Raw genomic sequence first — 21417 nt, 5'->3', positions numbered from 1 at the left:
TTTAAAGAATATGAATAAAATTTCATCCAAAACTTGTTTTTCAACATAGAAGATTGCTTCGTGCCTCGCAATGACGTGGTGGCTATTTTTAGCAGATAATCAGGGGCTTTACTTATAAATCCTCCCCATAGTAGGATCATTCCAGATGATCTTTTTGAGTTCCTCGGGATTGATAATACCTTGCTTACCGTAAACAACTTTACCATCCGGGTCAACCAGCATGGTGTATGGCAGAGCGCCATCCCATTTGGGGTCAACCGCTTCGATCATTTTGTATTTATCATCGCCTGTATAAATATAGTTAGGACCGGATGCCTGTTTACCTTTTAAAAAGCTCAGCGCTTTATCTTTGCGGGATGGATCGTCGGCGCTGATGGTCACCAGTTCAAGCCCACGGTCGCGGTACAGGTGCATGATGGTTACCAACTCCGGAAACTCTGCCACACAGGGGCCGCACCAGGTAGCCCACAAATTGATCAACCTTAGTTTATCAGTTTTATTTTTTACCAGGTTGGCTATGCCCGCGGCATCGATGGTATCAATTTTTACCGGCTCATTTGCCCAGGTTACGTTAGCTTTCTGGATCCAGTCCTGTTTTTCGGCCCATTTGATAGAGCAACCAAAGGTTTTGGTTACCGGTACGGCTACTTCCTTGCCGGCTAATACGGCATCAATCGCGTTGCGGGCGTCTAAGGAGCGCGGTGTTTTGGCGGGGTTCTCCATATCATCAATACGGCCGTTGTAACGCAGTTTCCTATCTTTATCAAATATAAAAATGTGCGGCGTAGCTACCGGACCGTATTTATTACTGGTGATCTCTGTTTCGCCGTCATACAGGTAGGGGAAATTAAAGTACCGGTCTTTGGCACGGGTTTTCATATCTTCAAAGGAATCACCCACATCGCTGTAACCTAATTCATCTAAACGCAAGGAGGCCGGATTGTTAGGATTAATAGCCACTACCTTTACGCCTTTTGAAGCATAGTCGCTGGTTAGTTTTACCAGCCTGTCTTCATAAGCCTGTGACGTTGGGCAATGGTTACATATAAACACCACGGCCAGCACTTTGGCATCTTTGAATGATTGCAGGGTATAAGTTTTCCCGTCGATACCGGGCAGACTAAAATCTGGTGCTGGTGCGCCTGTAGCTAATGTGCTATGCGTAACCTGCGCAAAAGTAAACCCCGGCAGGGTTAGTAAAGCGGCCAGGGTTATTAAACAAAACTTTTTCATATGCTTCTTCAGCTAATTATTCATGTACCGCCACTGCCAATAAGTACCAGGCGGTGTGCGGCAGCCATTGCTCGGCCCAGCGCCAGTCGTAATCTTTATGGATCTGGGCATAGGATAAATTAAAGTCGATGTCATTTTCGTCGTTCAGTCCGCCGGTTACACCGTTTACAATACCACCAGGCGCGTTGGTATACTCAAACGTACCAAAGAACCCGTAGGCCGGGTTATTATGCCCCGTACCCTGCAACATACAGGCATCAAAAGGATTCAAGCCCAGTATCCAATTGAGCTGATCAACCGCGAAAGTTTCCAGCTGATCATGATAGGCTTTGTCATCGGCAAACAAGCCGGCAGCCAAACGCGCAGCCGTAGCCACAGAAGATAATCGGGCATTTTCACCCTGCCACCAGGGCGAGGCATCGCTACCCTGCGGAAAGAAGAACGATGTACGCCTGTTGCCCAATGTATCCTGCACCAATTGACGACTATAGCCAAATGGATTATTCACTTCATGCGTAACCCTCAGCTCAAAATCAAACGAAACTTTAATGGCCATTTTGATAGATGCCTGCATGGCCTGATCGGCATACGGATAAAAATAGATCAGGCTGGTAACCGGCAAGCCCGCATCTGATGGATGAAAGAACGGTCTATCGGTGCTATCCGCTTTCCAATAATTCTGATAGTTTTTCCAGACAGACAACCGGCTTAACAGGTTATTGGCCCTTTTGGTAGCTGCTGTTAAATATTCGGCCTTTTTGGTGGCCTTGTATAGTTCGGTGGCAGCGCTTAAGGCGCAATAATCATCGAGGATATTCTCGCGGCCGTCAAAGGTCATAAGCTTGTTATTAGCTTCCAGGAATTGGAAAGCGCTTTCGGCAGCCTTCAAATACTGTTCGCTGGTAAAATCACCATTTACTTTGATGGTTGATGCCATGGCCAATGCTGCAATGGCTATGCCCCCACCTGAGCGGTAGCTTGTTTGATAACGGTGCCAATCCTTATTTGCAGAGCTATTACTAAAAGGTTGATCTTTGGTTTGCTTGATACGATAAGAGGCATCTTCCGCACGGATCACCCTATCCTTTGCCAGCTTACCCGGGCCGGGCGCCGATACCGAACGGTAAAAGGAACCGTTTTTGGACTGCATCCGTACCAGGTAATCGGCGCCATAAGTAGCTTCATCCAAAATACGGCGGTTGATCTGCCTGAAATCTGTGGTTGTTTTTTTGTCGAGGATCTCTTTGGTTTTTAACAGGCTCCATACCACCAGCGGTATCTGCTGCGGATTAAAATAATTAGAGAACGAGAGATGTGAAAAATGCTTGCCATAATCGCCGGTAGCATCATACCAACCGCCGTGGGCATCAATGGTATCCTGGGTTCTGCCGGCCAGCAGTAAATGATGATCGGCCTTATCAATCTCGCCGGCAGCGCGCTGCCCTTTAAAGTAATACACTACATCTGACAGCGTAGCCTGCTCCAGCACGTTCTTCCCTATTTTAAACGGATAGGAATTTATTTTTTTACCGGATAAACTTACCTGTACCTGATATGTACCAGTAGTAGTAAAACCACTAAAGTCAAGCGTGTAAAACTCCCGGTTTTTCCATCCCTTTACGTTACCGTTATATACAGGTTTGCCAGAGAATACCACTTTACCATCCGCATCAAGTAATTGAAATGTTGTAATGGGGTAAGCCTTGTCCGTCACTACGATGGCCTTTTTAGCTTTGGTATCTTCGTAACCTACCTGGTTGGTTACCACTTTAATTTGCTGAGCAACGGTTGAAATCGGGAACAAGGCCAGTAAGAAGATCAGGAAACGGGATGTTGTTTTATTCATGGATTGGGGTATTTAGAGTTATATAAATTTATAAAATTTCCACCGCTCGGCGTGCTTTCCGGAGCCAGAGACACATGTAATGTGTCTCTACAAAGAACAATCGTAGAGACGCATCACATGCGTCTCCTGTTCATATCTCACCTTCAATTTATAGCCACTGCGTACAAAGCATTATGCCCGGTAACATACAATGTTTTCCCATCCTTACTAAACGCAAGGGACGTAGGGCGTTCCGGTACCTTGATCATACCGATCTGTTTGCCGGTGCTGTCATAAATATACACCTGGCCATCTGCTATAAATACATTCCCTTTGCTATCAACTGCCGAATCAAATTCGCCGCGCTCGGCAAAGTACTTCAGATCGCTCAGGTAACCTTCGGGACTTACCTTGAGCTGAACCGTACGTTTATCATATTCATCGGTAGTATAAACCGGTTTGCCGGGATAGGCGGCAACCAGCGCACTTGAACGGGCCAGGTCGTACACCACCGGGATAATGGTAACCCCATCGGGCGCAACCCAGCATTCGGTCGCTTTATTGACCGACACGGTGTTAAAATCATGATAATCGCGCCAGCGATGTGCAGGGTAAAGGGCCTGGTATATGGTCTTACCGGTTGGCATGGCCTCTTTCTTCAACAATTGGATACTCTCGTCCGGATTATCCGTATTTACCGAGTACACCAAACTACCAAAGCCCGAGTTACCCCAGCCACTAAACGAAGTACCGGCAGCATCCGGCGGATTATTAAATACTTCGGGCTTACCATCAACCAAGTAACCGGGTTTGGGTACATATTTAAATACCACCAGCAGGTTATCATTTTTATCACAAGCCAATGAAAGTGGCTCCCAGGGATAGTCCGCCAGTAAACTGATTGTCTTAGTGTTGGCATCCCATTTATAAATCCGCTTCATACGGGCCTCGCTAAAATAGATGTTGCCCTTACTATCGGTACAAAGGCTATTGGCAAACTCAAAGCCCGAGGCCAGTTTTTGTACATTGCCCTGAGCAGGTTGTTCGCTGGCTGTTGTAGCACTATTGATGACCAGACGCGTAAACTCCCAGGGACGCACCGTGATATTAGTACCGATATCATACAGCGGATCGGTAGTGGTATATTTGATCTGGCTATAGTTATGTACGTTCAATAGCTCTACATTCTTATTATTCCAGCTACGGATGGAATAAGGATAAGGTTTATTTACCCTGATCACCCTAAACATATACAGGTTGGCAAAAGTCATATCGGTACAATTCTCTAGTTCCAACGGCTGACATTCGGTGCTTTCCCGGCTCTCTTCTTCCAGTTGCAGGGCATATACTTTCCAGTTGGCTACTTTGTTAAAGTGCACTTCGTTACGCACGTGATGCTCTACGGATAATGCGTAAATGCGCCCGGGAGTGCTGGTATTGGAAACATAAGCCCCGGCTGTAGCATACGTATTGGCCGACCAGATATTTTTAAACGTGCCGCCACCACCGTCAGTTACCCAAAGGCTCCAGTATTGAGTGTCCCACATATCACTGTCGTTACCGCGATATAATCCTGGACCTGTTTGCTCTCCCGGCTTATTCATACCGCCATGACCACCTAAAAATTTCACATCATTCAGGTAGGAATTTTCGCCGGCCATCCATTTACAGGCTACAGATCTCGGGTTAATACGACCAGATGATAAACCTATACCGGTAACGATGTTGGTACCCCCTTTACTCGTTTCAATCATCGGCACAGGTCCGCCGAAGCCACCAAAGGCCTGCGTATTATCTTTTAATAAGATCTGCGTAGCTATCGGATTAAGCCCTATTAAAACAGTATTTGGCTTCAATTTTAAAGTTTCAGTGATCCGATATCTTCCTGATGGCACATAAATAACCGGGTATTTGTCAATGGCATCCTGTATGGCTTTGGTATCATCCGTTTCGCCATCACCTTTGGCGCCCAGTGTTTGCAGGTTGGCCCAGGTATTGATCGCTGGAAAATCCGGGATATCTTTTTTAGCTGGCGGCGGGAAAACCTGCAGTGGTTGGATTTCCTTTATGGTTTTATACACTGGGTCGGCGGTCAGGTTATCCATCTGCAAACCGTATATAAAATTTTTCACTTTGTACATAGCGCCTTCGCCAACCGTAGTTGTTTTGCTACGGCGATAGCTGGCCAGCACCTTTACATCCCGACAATCCACATTACGCAGGCTGATCTGGTTAAAGGCATTATCCTCGTTACTGATGATGATAGCCGGACCTGTCACATGGTCAAACCTGCTATCCTCCATAAACAGTTTTTCATGATAATTAGGGTGGATCTCAATCACCGTGGGAACATTTTTCACATGCATACGCACAATGGTTAAACCAGCCTCCTGCGTGCTGATAGCAGCTTTGTGTTGCCCTTCAAAATAGGTATCTACCATCATAAACTGCCAACCGGGTGATGGCTTGGTAGTCAGGATACCATAATCGCCATTAAAAAAGCGTACGTCTTCCATCTCGTTACCCACATCAAACATACCCGCTTTGCCCTTGCCCGCATCAATATCGGCATGGGCTATAAAACTGTGCTGGGCATAATGCGTACGCAAAGCCACGGCCACCGGGTTGCCATCCTCAATTTTAAGGTTGATGTTTGACAATGCGCTATAGAAGGTGGATGCTCCCGCGTCGGACACCTCACCTGGCTTGGAAATATTATTTACAAACCAGAACATGTATTTGGCCTTGCCTTTATCCGTACTATCAGCCACCTGAAAACCGGGAGAATTTTTGGCGAGGATGATGACAGGTCGGCTCTTACCATACCCGATCAGACGGATGGCACGGGGTACAAATATGGTTTTACTGATGAGATATTTACCTTCGGGGATAAACAGCACACCGAAATTATTTTTGTCTTTTACATCTTTAATGGCCTGCTGCAAAGCATCGGACACATCGGTTTTACCGTCGGCCTTAACCGGGTATTTATCTGGAGTAAAGTAGACAGCTTCCTTATCCTCCAAACGCTGCTGGTAAAATGACCTGGCGGCTCCAAATGGTACATCCGGTGCCTGGGCAAAGCCACCATGATAAATTAATGATATAAAAAGGGTCAATAAAAAGAACTTCTTCACAATAGGTGTTAGTTTTAGATAAGGTATCACAATTGATAATTGAATGTAACAGGATATAAGGCAGCATTGATCATCTGAACAAAGCTCGATATTAGTTTTCCCAAGTACTATTTTAATAACACTACATCACCACTACCAATATGGGCAACGGGATATTATATCAAATTAATTACAAAGAACAGAGCGATACACCTTGTATATAAAGTTTGCCATCCCTGCTTCTTCCACTCCTTATTTTTTCTGTAGTACCGGCACTTTGAATTTTTGACCCTTAAAACCCTGTTAACTACATAATTTTCAAGTTGTAGTAGTGGTAATGTAGTGTACCAAAACTATAAAATGGTTTAACTTTATAGCATACTTGCAAAGTGTTATAACCTGGATAAGCCTATCATCATAGTGCTTGTTTTATACAAAAAATTTTGATTTACCGGCCTTACTGATCACCCTTTTTTGGAAGCAAAAGATCAACAGGATTTGGATATAGGTACATATGAGAAAATTCTTAATTGCCACACACGGGGCCTTTGCCAAAGGGATAAAATCGTCATTGGATATGATCATTGGCGAAACCGATAACGTATTCCTGATTCAGGCCTACCTGGATGATAATATCAACGTAGAAGAGGAACTGGCCGCTGTTTTAACCCATATTACTGTTGATGATGAGCTGGTGATATTTACCGACCTGTTGGGTGGCAGTGTAAATAATATCATGATACGCGAAGCGCTTAAACAAAATATCCATATCGTATCTGGCTTTAACCTGCCTTTGTTAATTGAAGTTATTATGGGCGATGCAGGCACCCCGGTTACAGAGGTAATAGAAACAGCCATTATCAGCGGGAAAGAGCAAATGGTTTATGTAAACAAACTGATAACACAACAAAATGATTAAGCTAACCCGCATTGACGATAGACTGGTACACGGGCAGGTTGCCATGACCTGGACACCCGCCTTGGGCGCCGATTGCCTGCTGATAGCCAATGACAAGGCCGCCACCGATGAATTTTTAAAGATGACCCTGGGCTTGGCCAAACCAGCTTCGGCCAAGCTACTGATCAAAACGCTGGCCGATGCCATTACGTTTTTGAATGACCCGCGCGGGCAGAACATGAAAATACTGGTACTGGTGAATTCTGTAAAAGATGCGGCCATACTGGTAGCCGGCGTGAGCGAGATCAGGAGCATTAATTTTGGTGGCATCCGTACCAAAGAAGGCGCGCGTTCTATAGCTAAGGCTCTGGCGGTTACCGATGAAGATATAGCTGTTATCCGTGATCTGCTGTCTAAAGGCATCGAACTGGAAGTAAGGCAAGTGCCAACTGATACCAAAACCCCGATAGAAACCCTGATTTAAGATGCTGGCCACCTATCTGTTATTGACACTCATCGCCGTTTTTGGGCATTTTGAGGATTTCCTGGGCACTACGCTGCTAAGTCGCCCGCTGATCCTGGGGCCTCTGGTTGGTTTGGTACTGGGCGATGTTACTCAGGGTGTCATGATAGGCGCTACGCTGGAGCTCATCTTTATGGGAAATATTAAAGTCGGCGCGGCTATTCCACCCGATATTATTACCGGTGGGGTGCTGGGAACCGCTTTCGCCATCATGTCGCACAAAGGACCTGCTATCGCACTGGCTTTAGCGGTACCTATCTCTATCCTATCCGAAATGGTGATCAGCGGATTGTTTGTTTTCCGGGCAGTATTTAATAAAAAATTTAACCAGTATGCCGATGATGGAGACTATAAAGGGATCCAGCGGCTGCATATCCTATCGGGTTTGTTAAAACCCGTACTCATGGGTATCATTATTTTTACGGCTTTGGAGCTGGGTTCATCCGTCATCAAGTCGTTCCTTGATCTGATCCCAACCTGGGTACAATCGGGTTTGCAGGTAGCCGGCAACATGCTGCCTGCGCTGGGTTTTGCCCTGCTCATGAATTTGATGTTCAACAAAAGGGTTGCACCCTACTTTTTCCTGGGTTTTATGCTGGCGGCTTATTTAAAACTCCCCATTATCGCTATTGGAGGTTTAGGGGTGATCATCGCGTTGATCGTAACACAGGATGCACCCAAACCGGCTGCATCATCAACTGATGATGACTTCGATCTTGACGATTCTCCTGCGGAAACAATACCCACCAAACTACAACACAAGCTGAGCAAGGGCACTTTAAGAAAACTGTTTTTAAGATCATTGGCACTGGAGGCGAATTTCAACTTCGAAACCTGGCAAAATACGGGTTTTGCCTTTGCCATTATCCCGGTACTCAAAAAACTATATCATACCAAAGAGTCGATGACCGCTGCACTTAAAAGACATTTACAGCTGTTCAATACCAGTCCCTATGGTTCTACGCTCATCATCGGAATTACCGCCGCTATGGAAGAGCAAAACGCGCAGGATAAGGATTTTGAAGAGGAATCTATCAGCTCGGTAAAACTCGGACTCATGGGGCCATTGGCCGGCGTATTCGATTCCTTGTTTTGGGGTACTTTTAAGGTGATCGCGGCAGGTGTTGGTACTTCCTTAGCTATCAAAGGAAACATATTGGGACCGTTGCTTTTCCTGATCATATTTAATGTACCTCATCTGCTGCTGCGTTATAATCTTACTTTTATAGGCTACAATGCAGGAACCAAATTTTTGCAAAATCTGAGCAAAAGCAATGTAATGGATAAGCTTACCTCCGGCGCTGCCATATTGGGACTGATGGTAGTAGGCGCTATGCCGGCCACACTCATGAATATTAAAACACCGCTGAATATTGGCTCATCCTCATCGGCAGTTGGGGTGCAGGGTATCCTGGATCAAATAGTACCGGCTATGATACCGTTGGGGCTCACTTTTCTGGTATATTATTTTGTAAAAAAACAGGTTAAAACCACCTGGCTGCTATTAGGCTTATTGGTATTAGGCTTTGCAGGCAGTATAATCCATTTGTTTGTATGATGATCAATGGCATAGGCGTATCTCCCGGAATTGCCATTGGCAAAGCGCATCTGCTTAAAAAGCAGGAAGCGACTTTGTCGGGCGTTGTATTATCGAATGATGCGGATATAATAGCCGAAACAACTAAATTCAATAACGCAGTGTCCTTGTCTGTAATCGAGATAGAGGCAATGATCAGCAATTACGATCAATCGCAGGGGATAGAAGGCCTGGAAATCCTGGAAACGCATATCGAACTATTAACCGATCCGCAGATCAGCGAAGATGTAACCGAAAAAATATCTAAAGAAAAGAAGAATGTAAATGATGCTGTGATCGAAGTGATCGCGGGCGCGGTGCAACTCTTCAAAAATATGGATGATGAATACCTGAGCGCCCGCGCTGCCGATGTACAAGATATCGGTAATCGTTTGCTCAGAAATCTGAACGCATCAAACCAAACGCATACTCCGCTTTACGAAGCTGACACTATTATTATTGCCGAAGACCTTACACCTTCAGATACCATTAGCATGGATATTACCCATGTTATTGGCTTTGCCACACAGGTGGGCGGCCGTACTTCACATGCTGCCATAATTGCCAGGTCTCGTGGCATTCCGACCGTTGTTGGATGCGGTGTAACCTTACTGGATATTAAAGATGGCGACCTGGTGATCCTCGATGGACAAAGCGGGGCTATCATTATCAAACCCGGTCAGGAGATAGTTGAAGAATATCGCGTAAAAAGAGAAAACTGGTTAAAACAAACCAGCCGGCTACGGTCGCTAAAAAATACGCCTGCAACAACAACAGACGGCATTCATATTAAACTATTAGCCAATATAGGCGATGCAAATGATATGGACCAAGCCATTGGTTTTGGCGCCGAAGGCTCAGGATTATTGCGTACTGAACTACTTTTTATGGGTCGCGATGCTTTACCCGGCGAAGACGAACAGTTTGAATTTTATAAAGCTGTAGCTCTTAAAGCCAAAGGCAAACCTGTTATCGTACGCACACTGGATATTGGCGGTGATAAACAACTGCCCTATCTTAATTTTCCGGCAGAGCAAAATCCTTTCCTGGGCTACCGGGCCATCAGGATCTGTTTAGACCGCCCGGATATTTTTATCACTCAGCTAAAAGCTATTTTAAGGGCCAGTGCGTTTGGTCAATTAAAGATCATGTTTCCTATGATCTCGAATATACAGGAAGTAAGAGCGGCTAAGTTGATATTGCAGCAGGCCAAAGATGAATTAATCAAAGCAAGTATCGCCTTTGATAAAAATATCCCTGTGGGCATCATGATCGAGATCCCATCAGCTGCCATCACCGCTGATCTGTTGGCCAAAGAAGTGGATTTCTTCAGCATCGGCACTAATGATCTTTGCCAGTATACCCTGGCTGTCGACCGGATGAATGAGCAGATCAAAAACCTGTATGATCCTTATAATCCCGGAGTACTTCGGCTTATTGCCAACGTAATTGAACAGGGCCATCAAAACAATATAGAAGTGGGTATGTGCGGCGAGCTGGCATCAGACCCGAAAGCAACCCTATTATTATTGGGCATGGGGCTTACCGGGTTTTCTATGAGTGCCACAGCTATTCCGGAGATCAAAAACATTATTATCAACAGCAGCTTGACAGCAGCAAAACAAATACATAAGCGCGTAATGGAAATGGACAGATCAGATCTTATCACCGCTTATTTACAGGAGGCAACCCCATGATAACAAAAGACTATATCATTACCGCGGCCGAAGGCATGCACGCTCGGCCTGCGACCAATTTGGTAAAACTGACCAAAAACTACAGCTCCCTCATCAGCTTGAAAAAGGGTGACCGCACGGTTAAGCTAAGCAGCCTGATGAACATTCTTTCCCTGGGTATAAAAGGGGGCGAAACAATCTCCATTATTATTGATGGTGAAGATGAAACGAGCGCCATTATAGCTATTGACGCATTTTTTGAGGAAGAATTAAAACACCTGTAAAGGCCAAATAATAACAATGAAGATCACGATAACAAAAAACGAGAAAGAATTTAATGAAACGGCCGCCTGGCGCATTATAGGTCAGATGCTGGAAAAACCAACTGCCGTAATAGGTCTTTCAACCGGGCAAACCACTATCGATATGCACCGCATAGTGTCTGACATTTACACGCAGTACCCGTTTGATGTTTCGCGCATTACTCTTTTTAATGTGGATGAACTCACCAACCTGCCACGCGAGTATGCGGGTAGCTGTTATACCATGATTTTGAACCAGATAGCTGGTCCGCTGGGTATACCTGATGAAAATTTTATTATGCCCCCTACCCTCAGCCATAACTTTGAGGCCGAAAGCCTGCTTTTTGAAAAACGCCTGGCCGAACGCGGTGGCGCCGACCTGCAAATGCTGGGTATTGGCAGCAATGGGCATATCGGCATTAACCAACCCGGTACGCCATTTGAAAGCGAGACATGGGTATCACCTATGGATCCTGACTTTGAGGCTCATGTACGCCGCGAAACACAAGTACCTGAACACATTGTACTCGGTGGTTTAACCCGGGGTATCAAAAATATCATGCATACCCGTAAACTAATATTGATAGCCAAAGGTGCCCACAAAGCGTCAATTATTGAACAAGCCATTTTAGGTCCGGTAACTACCGATATACCTGCGTCTGTAGTACAATTACATCCCAACTGCGAAATTTTGCTCGACGCCGATGCCGGCGCACTGATACATGAACGCGTGAAACAACGGGGTTATAATTTTTAAAGATTTTCCCACCCTAAACCTTTATCATAAAGTCTTATAACAATTGTTATAAGACTTTTTTGTTCACGGAAAGAAATCTGTACATCACGCCTAAATTATTCGCTTTGTTTACTAATGAATTTAAATACAGCGGCAGTAAAAGCAGCATTCTTTTCGTAATAAAGCATATGTGATCCATCCAGCTTCACTACGTGCTGATCAGGGAACCTGAAAGTTTTATAATGTGCCGTTCCGATGGCATAATCGCGGGTACCGGTAATAACCAGTACAGGCACATGGATCTGACTGCTGATCATAGCATAATCTTTCCAATATTCCGGATAGCGGTTTTGTTTGGTCGTATCTATCAGATGGGCTATAACGGCATAACCAAAATCAGAGGTGCGTTTATAGCTTGACTCTATGCTATCCATTTTTTCGATAGTGTTTACGCTATCTGCCAATAATTTATACCCCAGATGTACCTTGTTTAACTTTTTCCTTACAATGGAATTTTGCCGCAACAGCACCTGGGTATTATCGCTGGTAATGATAGTATCTTTATGCAACAGGCGATAAGAATACATGATCTGTTCTCTTAATGAACTGTTATTAAAAAAGTGGAGTGTTGAATTGGCTAATATTAATCCAGACACATGTTCCTGATATTTTTGAGCATAATTAACCGCCAATACTCCACCAAATGAATGGCTGAGCAGATAAATTTTACCAGCACCAAATTGTTTCCTGACTTCTTCAATATCATCAACCAGGCGGTTCAAACTATAATCTTTCGCGTTTTGAGAATGGCCGGAGCCCCGCTGATCCAGGTAAACCATGGTTAGTTTTTTTTCAAGATTGGAGCCACCCATTTTTTCAAACGACAGGTAATCCTGCCCGGGGCCGCCATGTATGTATATACATACCGGTCCTTTTCCCGCTACTTTAATCGCCAGTTTAATACCATCAGATGTTACAATGGTTTGCTCTCCCATTTTAAGCCTTATCTGTTGCGCACAGGTTGTATAACCAGGAACTATTAAGGCCATAAACAGAATTACGCTATAAAGGGTGTTATATTTCATTTACTAACTTATATGATGTTTTAGATTTAACGATACAGGCATTGTTACAAATTATACGCACCACACTTGCTCTTGCATTAGCCAAAATAAGTATTCTTATTGCACCCAAAAATTTCCCTATAAGATAATATCTTAATAATTACTTTGGATTTAGCAATCTTGCTTTTATTCATTTTACTGTTGCTCAAAACAGATATTTTCTTTATTTTTCAATACCTCAAACCTGCATATCATGATCAACGAGTACTACATTTTAAGAGACAACGAAAAACACGGCCCTTACAGTCATACCGAGTTAATGGATATGGAAGTAAATGCTACTGAGTTGGTATTATCACCATTAGCTACCGATTGGCAGGAGGCTGCTGAATTGCCAGAATTGGATGAATACTTTAAATCGATTGGGATATATGTACCCACCCAACAGAATGTAGCTAATTTTGGATGGCGGTTACTGGCTTTTGTTATCGATTATGTCATCATAACCATTGGCTTAGGGGTAATAGCTGGTATATTTGTTGCTACCGGGCGGCTGGCATCCAGTACCATAAGTGATGATTCTTTATCATCTACATCATCTGCCGAAGGTGATTTTTTGTTCAGGCTCATTTTCCTGCTGATTTTAATTTCGTATAACTCAGCTTTCGAGGCCACTAAAATGCAGGGGAGTATTGGTAAGTTTATTTGCAGGCTGGTAGTAGTTAACGCCAATGGTGAAAGACTAAGTTTTGGCACCGCATTATCGCGTAATCTATTTAAAATTCTATCCAGCTTTTTCTTTTGTATTGGTTATTTTGCAATGCTATGGAGCCCCATGAAACAATGCTGGCATGACCAACGGGCCAAAACTTATGTGGTCAAAAAACCAAAGTAACGGTTTATCTTTATCCTCCGAAATTCATCGGTAAATGCTTCTGGTAAATTATTTTAACGCTTTCCAGGTAATCAGGCATTATAAATAAAAGTAAATATTTTAAGCCCGTTGGGCCATTTTTTTGTTCCCTGATAGTAAACCGGTGCATGCTTAAATAATGACAGATGCAGCATTTAATTTATTTTCATTCAAAACATTTTCCTATCAGATAATATTGTAATAATTACCAAAGGTTTAGTAATCTTGCTTTTGTTCATTTTGTATCCCCATGCCCATTAAACACAGTTCCGCTTTACCACCAGAAATGTTAAGGGTTTTTGAGACCTTACCTCACCCTTATCTTATTCTTTCGAAGGAACTGTATATACTTACTGCCAGCAATGCTTATTTGCAATTAACGGGTAAAATGCGGGCCGAACTGCTTGAAAAACATCTGTTTGATGTTTTCCCCAGAAAACCGGATTGGGCAACGAACGAAGGAGGCATAGCTTTTTCATTAGAACAAGTATTAGAAACCAATAAACCCCATCAGTTACCAATAACACGCTTTGATATTCCTGACCATGAAGGTAAATTACAGGAACGTTATTGGGATACTGCGCATACACCGGTACTTGACCCTGATGGAGATATCTGTTACATCATACACCATACCCAGGATGTTACCGAAAAAGTTATCGCTGAACGGAACCTGATTGCCAGCGTAGAAAAAGAAAAGGCGGCGGCAGCCCGAGCGGGTCAGTTAAGCAGGCAAATGGAGAATTTGTTTGACGAGATACCCGCCCAAATTGCCATTTTTATGGGCCCCGACCTGGTATATGAATTTATAAATCCACTGTACGAAAAAGAATTTTTCCCGGGACGTAAAATACTGGGCAAGCCTTTACTTATGGCTATGCCAGAAATCGCGGCTCTGCCTGTTTGGGATGCACTTCAACAAGTTTATAAAACAGGTAAAACCTATGTTGGTAATGAGATCTGTGTACCATTGGTCAGCGAAATTGGCGGCCCGCCTGATGATCATTATTTTAATTTTATTTACCAGGCTATCCGAGATGAAAAAGATAACATCACCGGCGTTTTAAGTTTTAAATATGATATAACCGAGTTGGTTTTGGCCAGAAAACGTCTGGAGCAAACCAGCAAAGAATTGTTAGCCCTTAATGAAGGTCTGGCTCATGCCAACGAAGAAATACAGGTTACCAGCGAGGAAATACAATCGGCTAATGAAGAGTTAAGTACCACCAATGAAGAATTGTTCCAGGCGCAGCAAAACTTGCTTAAATTAAATAACGAATTAGAAAGCCGGGTTGAGCAGCGTACGCTTGAACTGTTAACCGCGAAAGCGGATGCTTCTGGCCAAACCGAGCGGCTGAAAAGATTTTTTATGCAGGCCCCTGCCGGTATTTGTATACTTGATGGGCCCGATTTTGTATTTGAATTGGTTAACCCATCTTATCAAAAGCTTTTTCCTGGACGTAAACTTACCGGGAAGCCGCTACTGGAAGCATTACCGGAACTTAAAGACCAGCTGATATATGATATTTTAAAAAATGTATATAAAACCGGCAACACTTTTGAAGGCAAAGAGTTACTGATGCCCATGGCACGTGAGGCAAACGGCCCATTAGAGGACCGCTATTTTACCTTTGTTTACCAGGCCAGATATGATGCTAACGATAAAGTAGATGGTATAATGGTTTTTGCTTTTGAAGTTACCGAGGCTGTGCTGGTAAGGCAAAAAGAAAAGGAAAATGAAGAGCGTTTTCGTTTTTTACTGAATGCTATGCCACAGCAGGTATGGACCGCCCGCCCCAGTGGTAAGCTCGACTATGTAAATGAAGTGATCTGTGAAGACTTTGGACGAAGCGCTGAAGATATCATTGGCCAGGGTTGGCAGGCTTTCATACACCCTGATGATCAGCAAAGTTGCTTGAAAAAATGGCTTAATGCTTTAAGAACAGGCCATGAGTATCTGGTGGAGTTTCGCTTAAAGTTTCAGGATGGGCAATACCGCTGGCATCTTGCCCGGGCAGTACCCTTGATTGAAAATGGCGAGATCAAACTATGGTTAGGCACCAATACCAATATTGATATTCAAAAAAACAATGAACAAAAAAAGGACGAATTCCTTTCTATTGCCAGTCATGAATTAAAAACACCACTTACCAGCATTAAGGCTTTTAACCAGCTTATGATGCGTATTAATGAGCCACAAAAGCTAAATGATCTTATCCAAAAGTCGGCCGCGCATGTACTACGGTTGGAAAAACTGATCAGCAATCTGCTGGATGTTTCACGCATCAACGCCGGAAAAATGGATTATAACATGGAGAGTTTCAATTTTTATGAAATGCTCAAAGATACTATTGATAGTGTACAGCATACCACAGCATCTCATCAGATCATTCTGAAAAGCGCGGAAAATATAACCTATACCGGCGACCGTTTCAGGCTTGAGCAGGTAGTAAACAATTTACTAACAAATGCCATCAAATATTCGCCCGAAGCTAATAAGGTGATAGTTACCTGTGCCATACATGAGGATAACAGTCTGATCGTATCTGTACAGGATTTTGGTATTGGTATCGAAGAAAAAAACCTGAGCCGTTTGTTTGAGCGGTATTATCGGGTAGATAACACGGCAATGCGATTTGAAGGCTTGGGTTTGGGATTATTTATTTCGGCCGAGATTTTAAAACGCCACAATGGTAGTTTTTGGATAGAGAGTGTGCCTGGCAAAGGATCTACTTTCTTTTTTAGGTTACTAACGCATCAGATCCAAAAACAGGCGGCCATTATACAAGGCGATTTGTATTATCATGACAGCGCCATTACCCTCAGCTATAATAACGTCCATTCTCGTATTGATGCCGACTGGACCGGTTTTCAAAACCTGGAATCGGTGCAGCAGGGCTGTCACCGTTTGTTAAACATGATGGTAAAAAATCATGTTCACAAAGTACTTAATAATAACATTCATGTATTGGGCAACTGGTCTGAAGCTGTTGAATGGGTTGCTGAAGAATGGTTCCCGGCTATGTACAAAGCCGGTTTAAAATATTTTGCATGGGTTAACTCCCCAAGTGTATTCAGCCAGCTGTCGGCCCGTAAAATTGTGAACACCCTTCCAGACAAAATAGCCATCAGATTTTTTACTGATGTAATAACAGCCGAAGCATGGATAAATGAACAATAGCTTTTCTTAATCCTTATCTTTTTCTGCTAAACCTTATCCAGATAATCCTTTAATAATTGATTAAACTGTTCTGGCTGCTCCATATTAGGCATATGACCTGCATCTTTTATAACGGCAAGCCCTGCTCCGTTTATGCGCGCTTGCATGTACTCAGCGGTAGCAACAGGAGTAAATGCGTCCTGATCTCCAACGATGATCAGCACCGGGAAATCAATATTTGAAAGAATACCAGAATGATCCCTCCTTTCGGCCCGGCCTAACTGAACAGCCGCAGCACCAGCCGCATCTGTACCTGCCATCATCGTACTAAGATGATCAACTACCTCTTGTTTAGTATCAAAAGTGTTTTTACAAAGATAATGCGCTATATTTTCGGCAGTATAACTTTCCATCCCATCCGCTAACAGCCTTTTTGCAAGCGCCTTCCGGTTTAAATAACTGACAGCAGTTTCGGCTCTGGCATCAGTATCGGCCAGTACCAGGCCTTTCACTAAGTGGGGGGCAAGCCTGTATATTTCAAGCGCTATCTGTCCGCCCATGGACAAGCCTACCAATACGGCTTTATCAATGGATAATTCATTAAGCAGATATATAATATCCAATGCGAGCTCATCTAAAAGCACTATGGATTCTGTAGTGACGCTTTCACCATATCCCCGCAGATCAGGAATAATGAGCCGGTTTGTTTTACTAAATACCAGCGACTGATAATTCCACATGCTCCGGTTAAAGGGCTGTCCATGTATAAATACAACAACGTCGCCTACACCCCGATCTTCGTACACCAAGTTAATGCCCCGAATCCTTAATCTGCTTGCCATTACTTTATGTTACGTTTATGATACTAATATCTCACAAAAATATTAATTTTAATCTTATCAGCTAATCTTATGAGAAAAAAGTATCACAATGGGAAAATTATCTTTAGACAAGGGAAGAATTAACCAAAAAATGAAAACCCGCAAGGTGCTTCTTTTAAAAGCAAATGAACTATTAAAGCAACGCACCGAGATCAGTGTTGATATGGTAGCCCGCGAAGCCGGTGTTTCAAAAGCCACAGCCTACAGGTACTTCTCCAGTTCGGAGGCTTTAAAGCGCGAAGCATCGCTGCAGCTAAAGGCCAAAACAAACGATGACCTTTTTGCAGATTTAAGTACTACCGACCTGAACGGAAGATTGGACCGGTTAATTGACTATCATTTTAATTTATTTATTAACAATGAGATCGAGTTTCGTCTTTTTTTGAGCTCGATCATTGGTGAATCAGTTATCCGCAAGGAGGCACCATCAAGAGCTGGCCGGCGCGTCCTGCTGATCAGGGAGGCTCTTAAACCATTACAATCAACATTAACTCCGGCTGTTTTTAATCACATGGTTAATTCATTGAGCATATTTTTTGGCATCGAATCTATAACCGTTTTAAAGGATGTATGCCGGTTAACCAACGATGAAATATTAAAAACCTGGAGATGGTCGGTAAATCGTATTGTGTTTTTTAAAGATTAAACATTATCACGAAAACTGTATATATTTCTTTAATTCATCCTGCAATTGTTTTGCAGTTTCAATAAGCTCCTTGTCAGCAATATGCAGGTCAATGTCAATATCTTTACCAATGTGACTTTCTTTAAACACATCTTTAAATTTGAAATACTTTAATGTAAAGTTCCAATTATTTTCAAGAAACGAGAAAAGTTGGGTGTCAGCTTTATTCAACAGGGAATAGTTAACTACAATAAATGAATTACTGTTAAGCTTTTTAACACAGTTTAAAATATCCTGATTATAGGCTATCCAAACTTTTAAAAACTTTGATGCGGAATCAGCGTAAAAATTTTTAAGCTTACGTGATCTCCTGAATCTCTGCCATATCAGTCTGGATACATAAGTACGGCTCATGTATTTTTGCTCTACATCTTTAAATTCCCGCCGGAGTAGTGAACTTACTACAGATTGATAATCGCGCAGGATGATCAGGTAAAAGGCATCCGGCAGCAATTCCTGGTAAACATCTAAAAACAAACATGTACGCGGATCCTTCCATCCCCATTGATCATACAACTGCTGTTTAATTTTGATGATGCTTTTCAACTTTTCTTTTTCATATATAGAAAAGTGATCAATTTGTACATCCGTTAAACCCGAGGATGGCAGGTTATTGTTGGTCAAAACTTCTTCGTGAATTTTTAAAAATTCAACATCCTCAAAATGGCCATCTTCATTTCCCCAACCCGGACCAACCATTTGTTCGCCAAGTTGTAAACCGCATTTGGTAAGCCAATTAGAGATAAGTGAGGTACCGGACCGGTGCATTCCGGCAATGATAAGGGTTCTTTTTTGCATAGTTTTATAAAAGGACGATCGTTTTAAAATGCTTAAGCAGGTAGTCAGCTTAAAAATTATCTGTCATTTTATTAGAAGCTTTTTCGGTAGCGTAAAGATTATTTAGTATAAAATAAACCAATAAAGAGGTGCTTTGCTGTATAGAATTTTCGCTGGTGTTAATATAAAGATCGGCATCATACGGTACATCAAACCGATCATTGATACCTGTTAAGTTTAAAAGTTTATTGGGATGGCCTTCTGGTAAAAGTGCCCGCTGGTAAAGGCCTTTGGTATCGCGGTTAATTAGTTTGTTAACCGGGCAGTCAATGTGTACTATACTTACATCGTCATACCGGTTAACCAATTCCCGCCTAACATCCTCGTATGGGTTTATGGCACTGATAATGGTAACTATACCCTGGTTTGAGAAACGACTGGCCACAAATCCCAGCCTTCTGATGTTTTCGCTCCTGTGTTCCCTTGAAAATCCAAGATCTCTACAGATTTCCTGCCGATATTCATCACCATCAATAATCTCGATCTTTATGCCAAGTTCTGTTAATTCGGCAGCAACATTTTTGGCTAATGTTGTTTTGCCGGCTCCTGACAGACCGCAAAATAAAAGTATCATACCCGTTAATTAAGTTAATAAACATCATCTTGCGAAAGTTTTGCAGGACACTTTCTGAACGTGAACTTATAAAATATCTTACCTGTTAGGAGGCGTGTGATTGTAAAAGATTATTTACAATCAGGTACAATACTTTCGTTGGAGGTAATTTCAGGATACTTAAAATTGTACAGAAGTGCTTTAAAGGCGGTTTTTATGCAACCCTGATCACTACGAACAACAATGGCAGATTGATACACCTAACAGAAATGTTACGTGCATTTACCATGCTGTAAACAATAAGGGTTGCTTAATGAAGAATTTTAAACATCAGTTCTTTCATCAATTCGCCATGCGGGGCGTTTGATTCCACACCTTTGCTTTTCAAATCATACTCGCGCAAATAACTGATGATCCGCATAGTTTTTTGATAGTTATAACTACGACCTGCCTGTTCATAATCTTTTACAAAAAACGGGTTCACCCCCAGCTCCCGGGCCAGGTTTTGCTGCGATTTATCTTTCACATAATGATAGGCCAGCACCTTGCTAAAATAATTATTCAGGTTGCCCAGCACCAGTACAATGGGATTGGCCTTGGGGTTAGCTTCAAAGTAATTGATGATCTGGTTAACTTTATAGGCATCCTTTTTACTTAGGGCAGCCTGCAGTTCAAATACGTTATACTCTTTGCTGATGCCTATATTATCCTGGATATGTTTAAGGGTAATTTCTTGACCGGCAGTTACATTGAGCATCAGTTTTTCGAGCTCATTGGCAATTTTTGAAAGATCATTGCCCAGGTATTCTGAAAGCATGGCCGATGCCTGCGCGTTGATCTTGTAGCCCTTTTCGCTGATATAGCCCTCTATCCAGGCCGGTATTTTATTATCATACAAAGGAGCCGACTCAAAAACGATCCCGTTTTTTTCGATGGCCTTATATGTTTTTTTCCGCTTATCAAACTTGCCATATTTATAGCAGAACACCAGTATAGTACTTGGCAATGGGTTTTCAAGATAGCTTAACACCGGATCTATACCTTTTTTTCCGTCATCATCCTTACCCCATTTCATCTCCTGGGCCTCTTTTACCAGTACAACCTGGTAATCGGCCATCATGGGATAACGTTTGGCGGCGTTGAGCACTGTCATCATATCGGTGTCCTTACCATATACTACAGTTTGATTAAACCCTTTCTCGGCATCGGACAACAGGCTGTGTTCGATATAATTGCTTACCAGGTCAATAAAATAAGGCTCCTCACCATGCAACAGATACAGGGGTTTGTACTTACGGTTCTTAATATCTTTTAATAACTCTGCTGCGGACATGTTGGTAAGTCAAAATTAAAAATTAAAAAGTCAAAAATACTTTTCAATTTAGGCTTCAAAAGTAAAAATTGCCGGGCACTCTTGAACTACAAAACGAAAATAAACA

17 protein-coding genes are annotated in these 21417 nt (G+C 42.8%); 9 read left to right on the top strand and 8 right to left on the bottom strand.

Annotation, left to right across the window (positions count from 1 at the left end; genetic code table 11):
* Window positions 1–108: 108 nt before the first annotated feature.
* The 3 genes from AB6735_RS19760 to AB6735_RS19750 all read right to left on the bottom strand — a co-directional run bounded on the left by AB6735_RS19760 (window position 109) and on the right by AB6735_RS19750 (window position 6225).
* On the bottom strand, window positions 109–1233 hold the full coding sequence (locus AB6735_RS19760; protein WP_370997722.1) for a redoxin domain-containing protein: 1125 nt from the start codon (window positions 1231–1233) through the stop codon (window positions 109–111).
* Between the two features lie 16 nt (window positions 1234–1249).
* Window positions 1250–3079, bottom strand: a complete 1830-nt coding sequence (locus AB6735_RS19755) for a glycoside hydrolase family 9 protein (RefSeq protein ID WP_370997720.1) — start codon at window positions 3077–3079, stop codon at window positions 1250–1252.
* Window positions 3080–3222: 143 nt separating this feature from the next.
* Window positions 3223–6225, bottom strand: coding sequence for a glycosyl hydrolase family 28-related protein (locus AB6735_RS19750; protein ID WP_370997719.1), 3003 nt, complete (start codon window positions 6223–6225; stop codon window positions 3223–3225).
* 463 nt (window positions 6226–6688) lie between these two features.
* On the opposite strand from AB6735_RS19750, the gene AB6735_RS19745 reads away from it, so the two are divergent.
* Genes AB6735_RS19745 through AB6735_RS19720 form a run of 6 tightly spaced genes read left to right on the top strand, consistent with a single transcriptional unit; the run spans window position 6689 to window position 11906 of the window.
* Window positions 6689–7093 (top strand): PTS sugar transporter subunit IIA, encoded by a 405-nt coding sequence (locus AB6735_RS19745; protein ID WP_370997717.1) that lies wholly within the window; start codon window positions 6689–6691, stop codon window positions 7091–7093.
* A complete protein-coding gene (locus AB6735_RS19740; protein WP_370997715.1) occupies window positions 7086–7556 on the top strand; it encodes a PTS system mannose/fructose/N-acetylgalactosamine-transporter subunit IIB in 471 nt (156 codons plus the stop codon). The genes AB6735_RS19745 and AB6735_RS19740 overlap by 8 nt, the downstream gene beginning before the upstream one ends.
* Window position 7557: 1 nt before the next feature.
* Window positions 7558–9153 carry a PTS system mannose/fructose/sorbose family transporter subunit IID gene (locus AB6735_RS19735; protein WP_370997714.1) on the top strand — a complete coding sequence of 532 codons (1596 nt, stop codon included), beginning with the start codon at window positions 7558–7560 and terminating at the stop codon, window positions 9151–9153.
* Window positions 9150–10868, top strand: coding sequence for a phosphoenolpyruvate--protein phosphotransferase (gene ptsP / locus AB6735_RS19730; protein WP_370997712.1), 1719 nt, complete (start codon window positions 9150–9152; stop codon window positions 10866–10868). Before AB6735_RS19735 ends, ptsP begins: the two co-directional genes overlap by 4 nt.
* Complete coding sequence (locus tag AB6735_RS19725) at window positions 10865–11131, top strand: HPr family phosphocarrier protein (RefSeq protein ID WP_370997711.1); 267 nt, start codon at window positions 10865–10867, stop codon at window positions 11129–11131. Before ptsP ends, AB6735_RS19725 begins: the two co-directional genes overlap by 4 nt.
* A gap of 16 nt (window positions 11132–11147) precedes the next feature.
* Window positions 11148–11906 carry a 6-phosphogluconolactonase gene (locus tag AB6735_RS19720; RefSeq protein WP_370997710.1) on the top strand — a complete coding sequence of 253 codons (759 nt, stop codon included), beginning with the start codon at window positions 11148–11150 and terminating at the stop codon, window positions 11904–11906.
* 95 nt (window positions 11907–12001) lie between these two features.
* Here the strand turns inward: AB6735_RS19720 and AB6735_RS19715 are convergent, their stop codons facing one another.
* Complete coding sequence (locus AB6735_RS19715) at window positions 12002–12970, bottom strand: alpha/beta fold hydrolase (RefSeq protein WP_370997709.1); 969 nt, start codon at window positions 12968–12970, stop codon at window positions 12002–12004.
* A 232-nt stretch (window positions 12971–13202) separates the two neighbouring features.
* On the opposite strand from AB6735_RS19715, the gene AB6735_RS19710 reads away from it, so the two are divergent.
* On the top strand, window positions 13203–13844 hold the full coding sequence (locus AB6735_RS19710; RefSeq protein WP_370997707.1) for an RDD family protein: 642 nt from the start codon (window positions 13203–13205) through the stop codon (window positions 13842–13844).
* Window positions 13845–14112: 268 nt separating this feature from the next.
* Window positions 14113–17043: a PAS domain-containing protein gene (locus tag AB6735_RS19705; RefSeq protein ID WP_370997705.1), complete on the top strand. Its 2931-nt coding sequence runs from the start codon at window positions 14113–14115 to the stop codon at window positions 17041–17043.
* Window positions 17044–17069: 26 nt separating this feature from the next.
* Here AB6735_RS19705 and AB6735_RS19700 read toward each other — a convergent pair whose 3' ends face one another.
* Complete coding sequence (locus AB6735_RS19700; protein WP_370997704.1) at window positions 17070–17864, bottom strand: alpha/beta fold hydrolase; 795 nt, start codon at window positions 17862–17864, stop codon at window positions 17070–17072.
* An 88-nt stretch (window positions 17865–17952) separates the two neighbouring features.
* Between AB6735_RS19700 and AB6735_RS19695 the strand changes: the two genes are divergently transcribed.
* Window positions 17953–18549: a TetR/AcrR family transcriptional regulator gene (locus AB6735_RS19695; RefSeq protein ID WP_370997702.1), complete on the top strand. Its 597-nt coding sequence runs from the start codon at window positions 17953–17955 to the stop codon at window positions 18547–18549.
* A gap of 6 nt (window positions 18550–18555) precedes the next feature.
* Here AB6735_RS19695 and AB6735_RS19690 read toward each other — a convergent pair whose 3' ends face one another.
* The 3 genes from AB6735_RS19690 to holA all read right to left on the bottom strand — a co-directional run bounded on the left by AB6735_RS19690 (window position 18556) and on the right by holA (window position 21311).
* The gene (locus AB6735_RS19690; RefSeq protein ID WP_370997700.1) at window positions 18556–19386 is read right to left on the bottom strand and encodes a sulfotransferase; all 831 of its coding nucleotides are present in this window, start codon (window positions 19384–19386) and stop codon (window positions 18556–18558) included.
* Between the two features lie 49 nt (window positions 19387–19435).
* Window positions 19436–19999 carry an adenylyl-sulfate kinase gene (cysC, locus tag AB6735_RS19685; protein WP_370997698.1) on the bottom strand — a complete coding sequence of 188 codons (564 nt, stop codon included), beginning with the start codon at window positions 19997–19999 and terminating at the stop codon, window positions 19436–19438.
* A gap of 289 nt (window positions 20000–20288) precedes the next feature.
* Window positions 20289–21311, bottom strand: a complete 1023-nt coding sequence (holA, locus tag AB6735_RS19680) for a DNA polymerase III subunit delta (RefSeq protein ID WP_370997697.1) — start codon at window positions 21309–21311, stop codon at window positions 20289–20291.
* Window positions 21312–21417 lie beyond the last annotated feature (106 nt).

It is taken from the genome of Mucilaginibacter sp. RCC_168 (assembly GCF_041355315.1).
Lineage (GTDB): Bacteria > Bacteroidota > Bacteroidia > Sphingobacteriales > Sphingobacteriaceae > Mucilaginibacter.
Note: the sequence above shows the minus strand (reverse complement) of the source record. Positions and strands in the feature narration are given on the sequence as shown.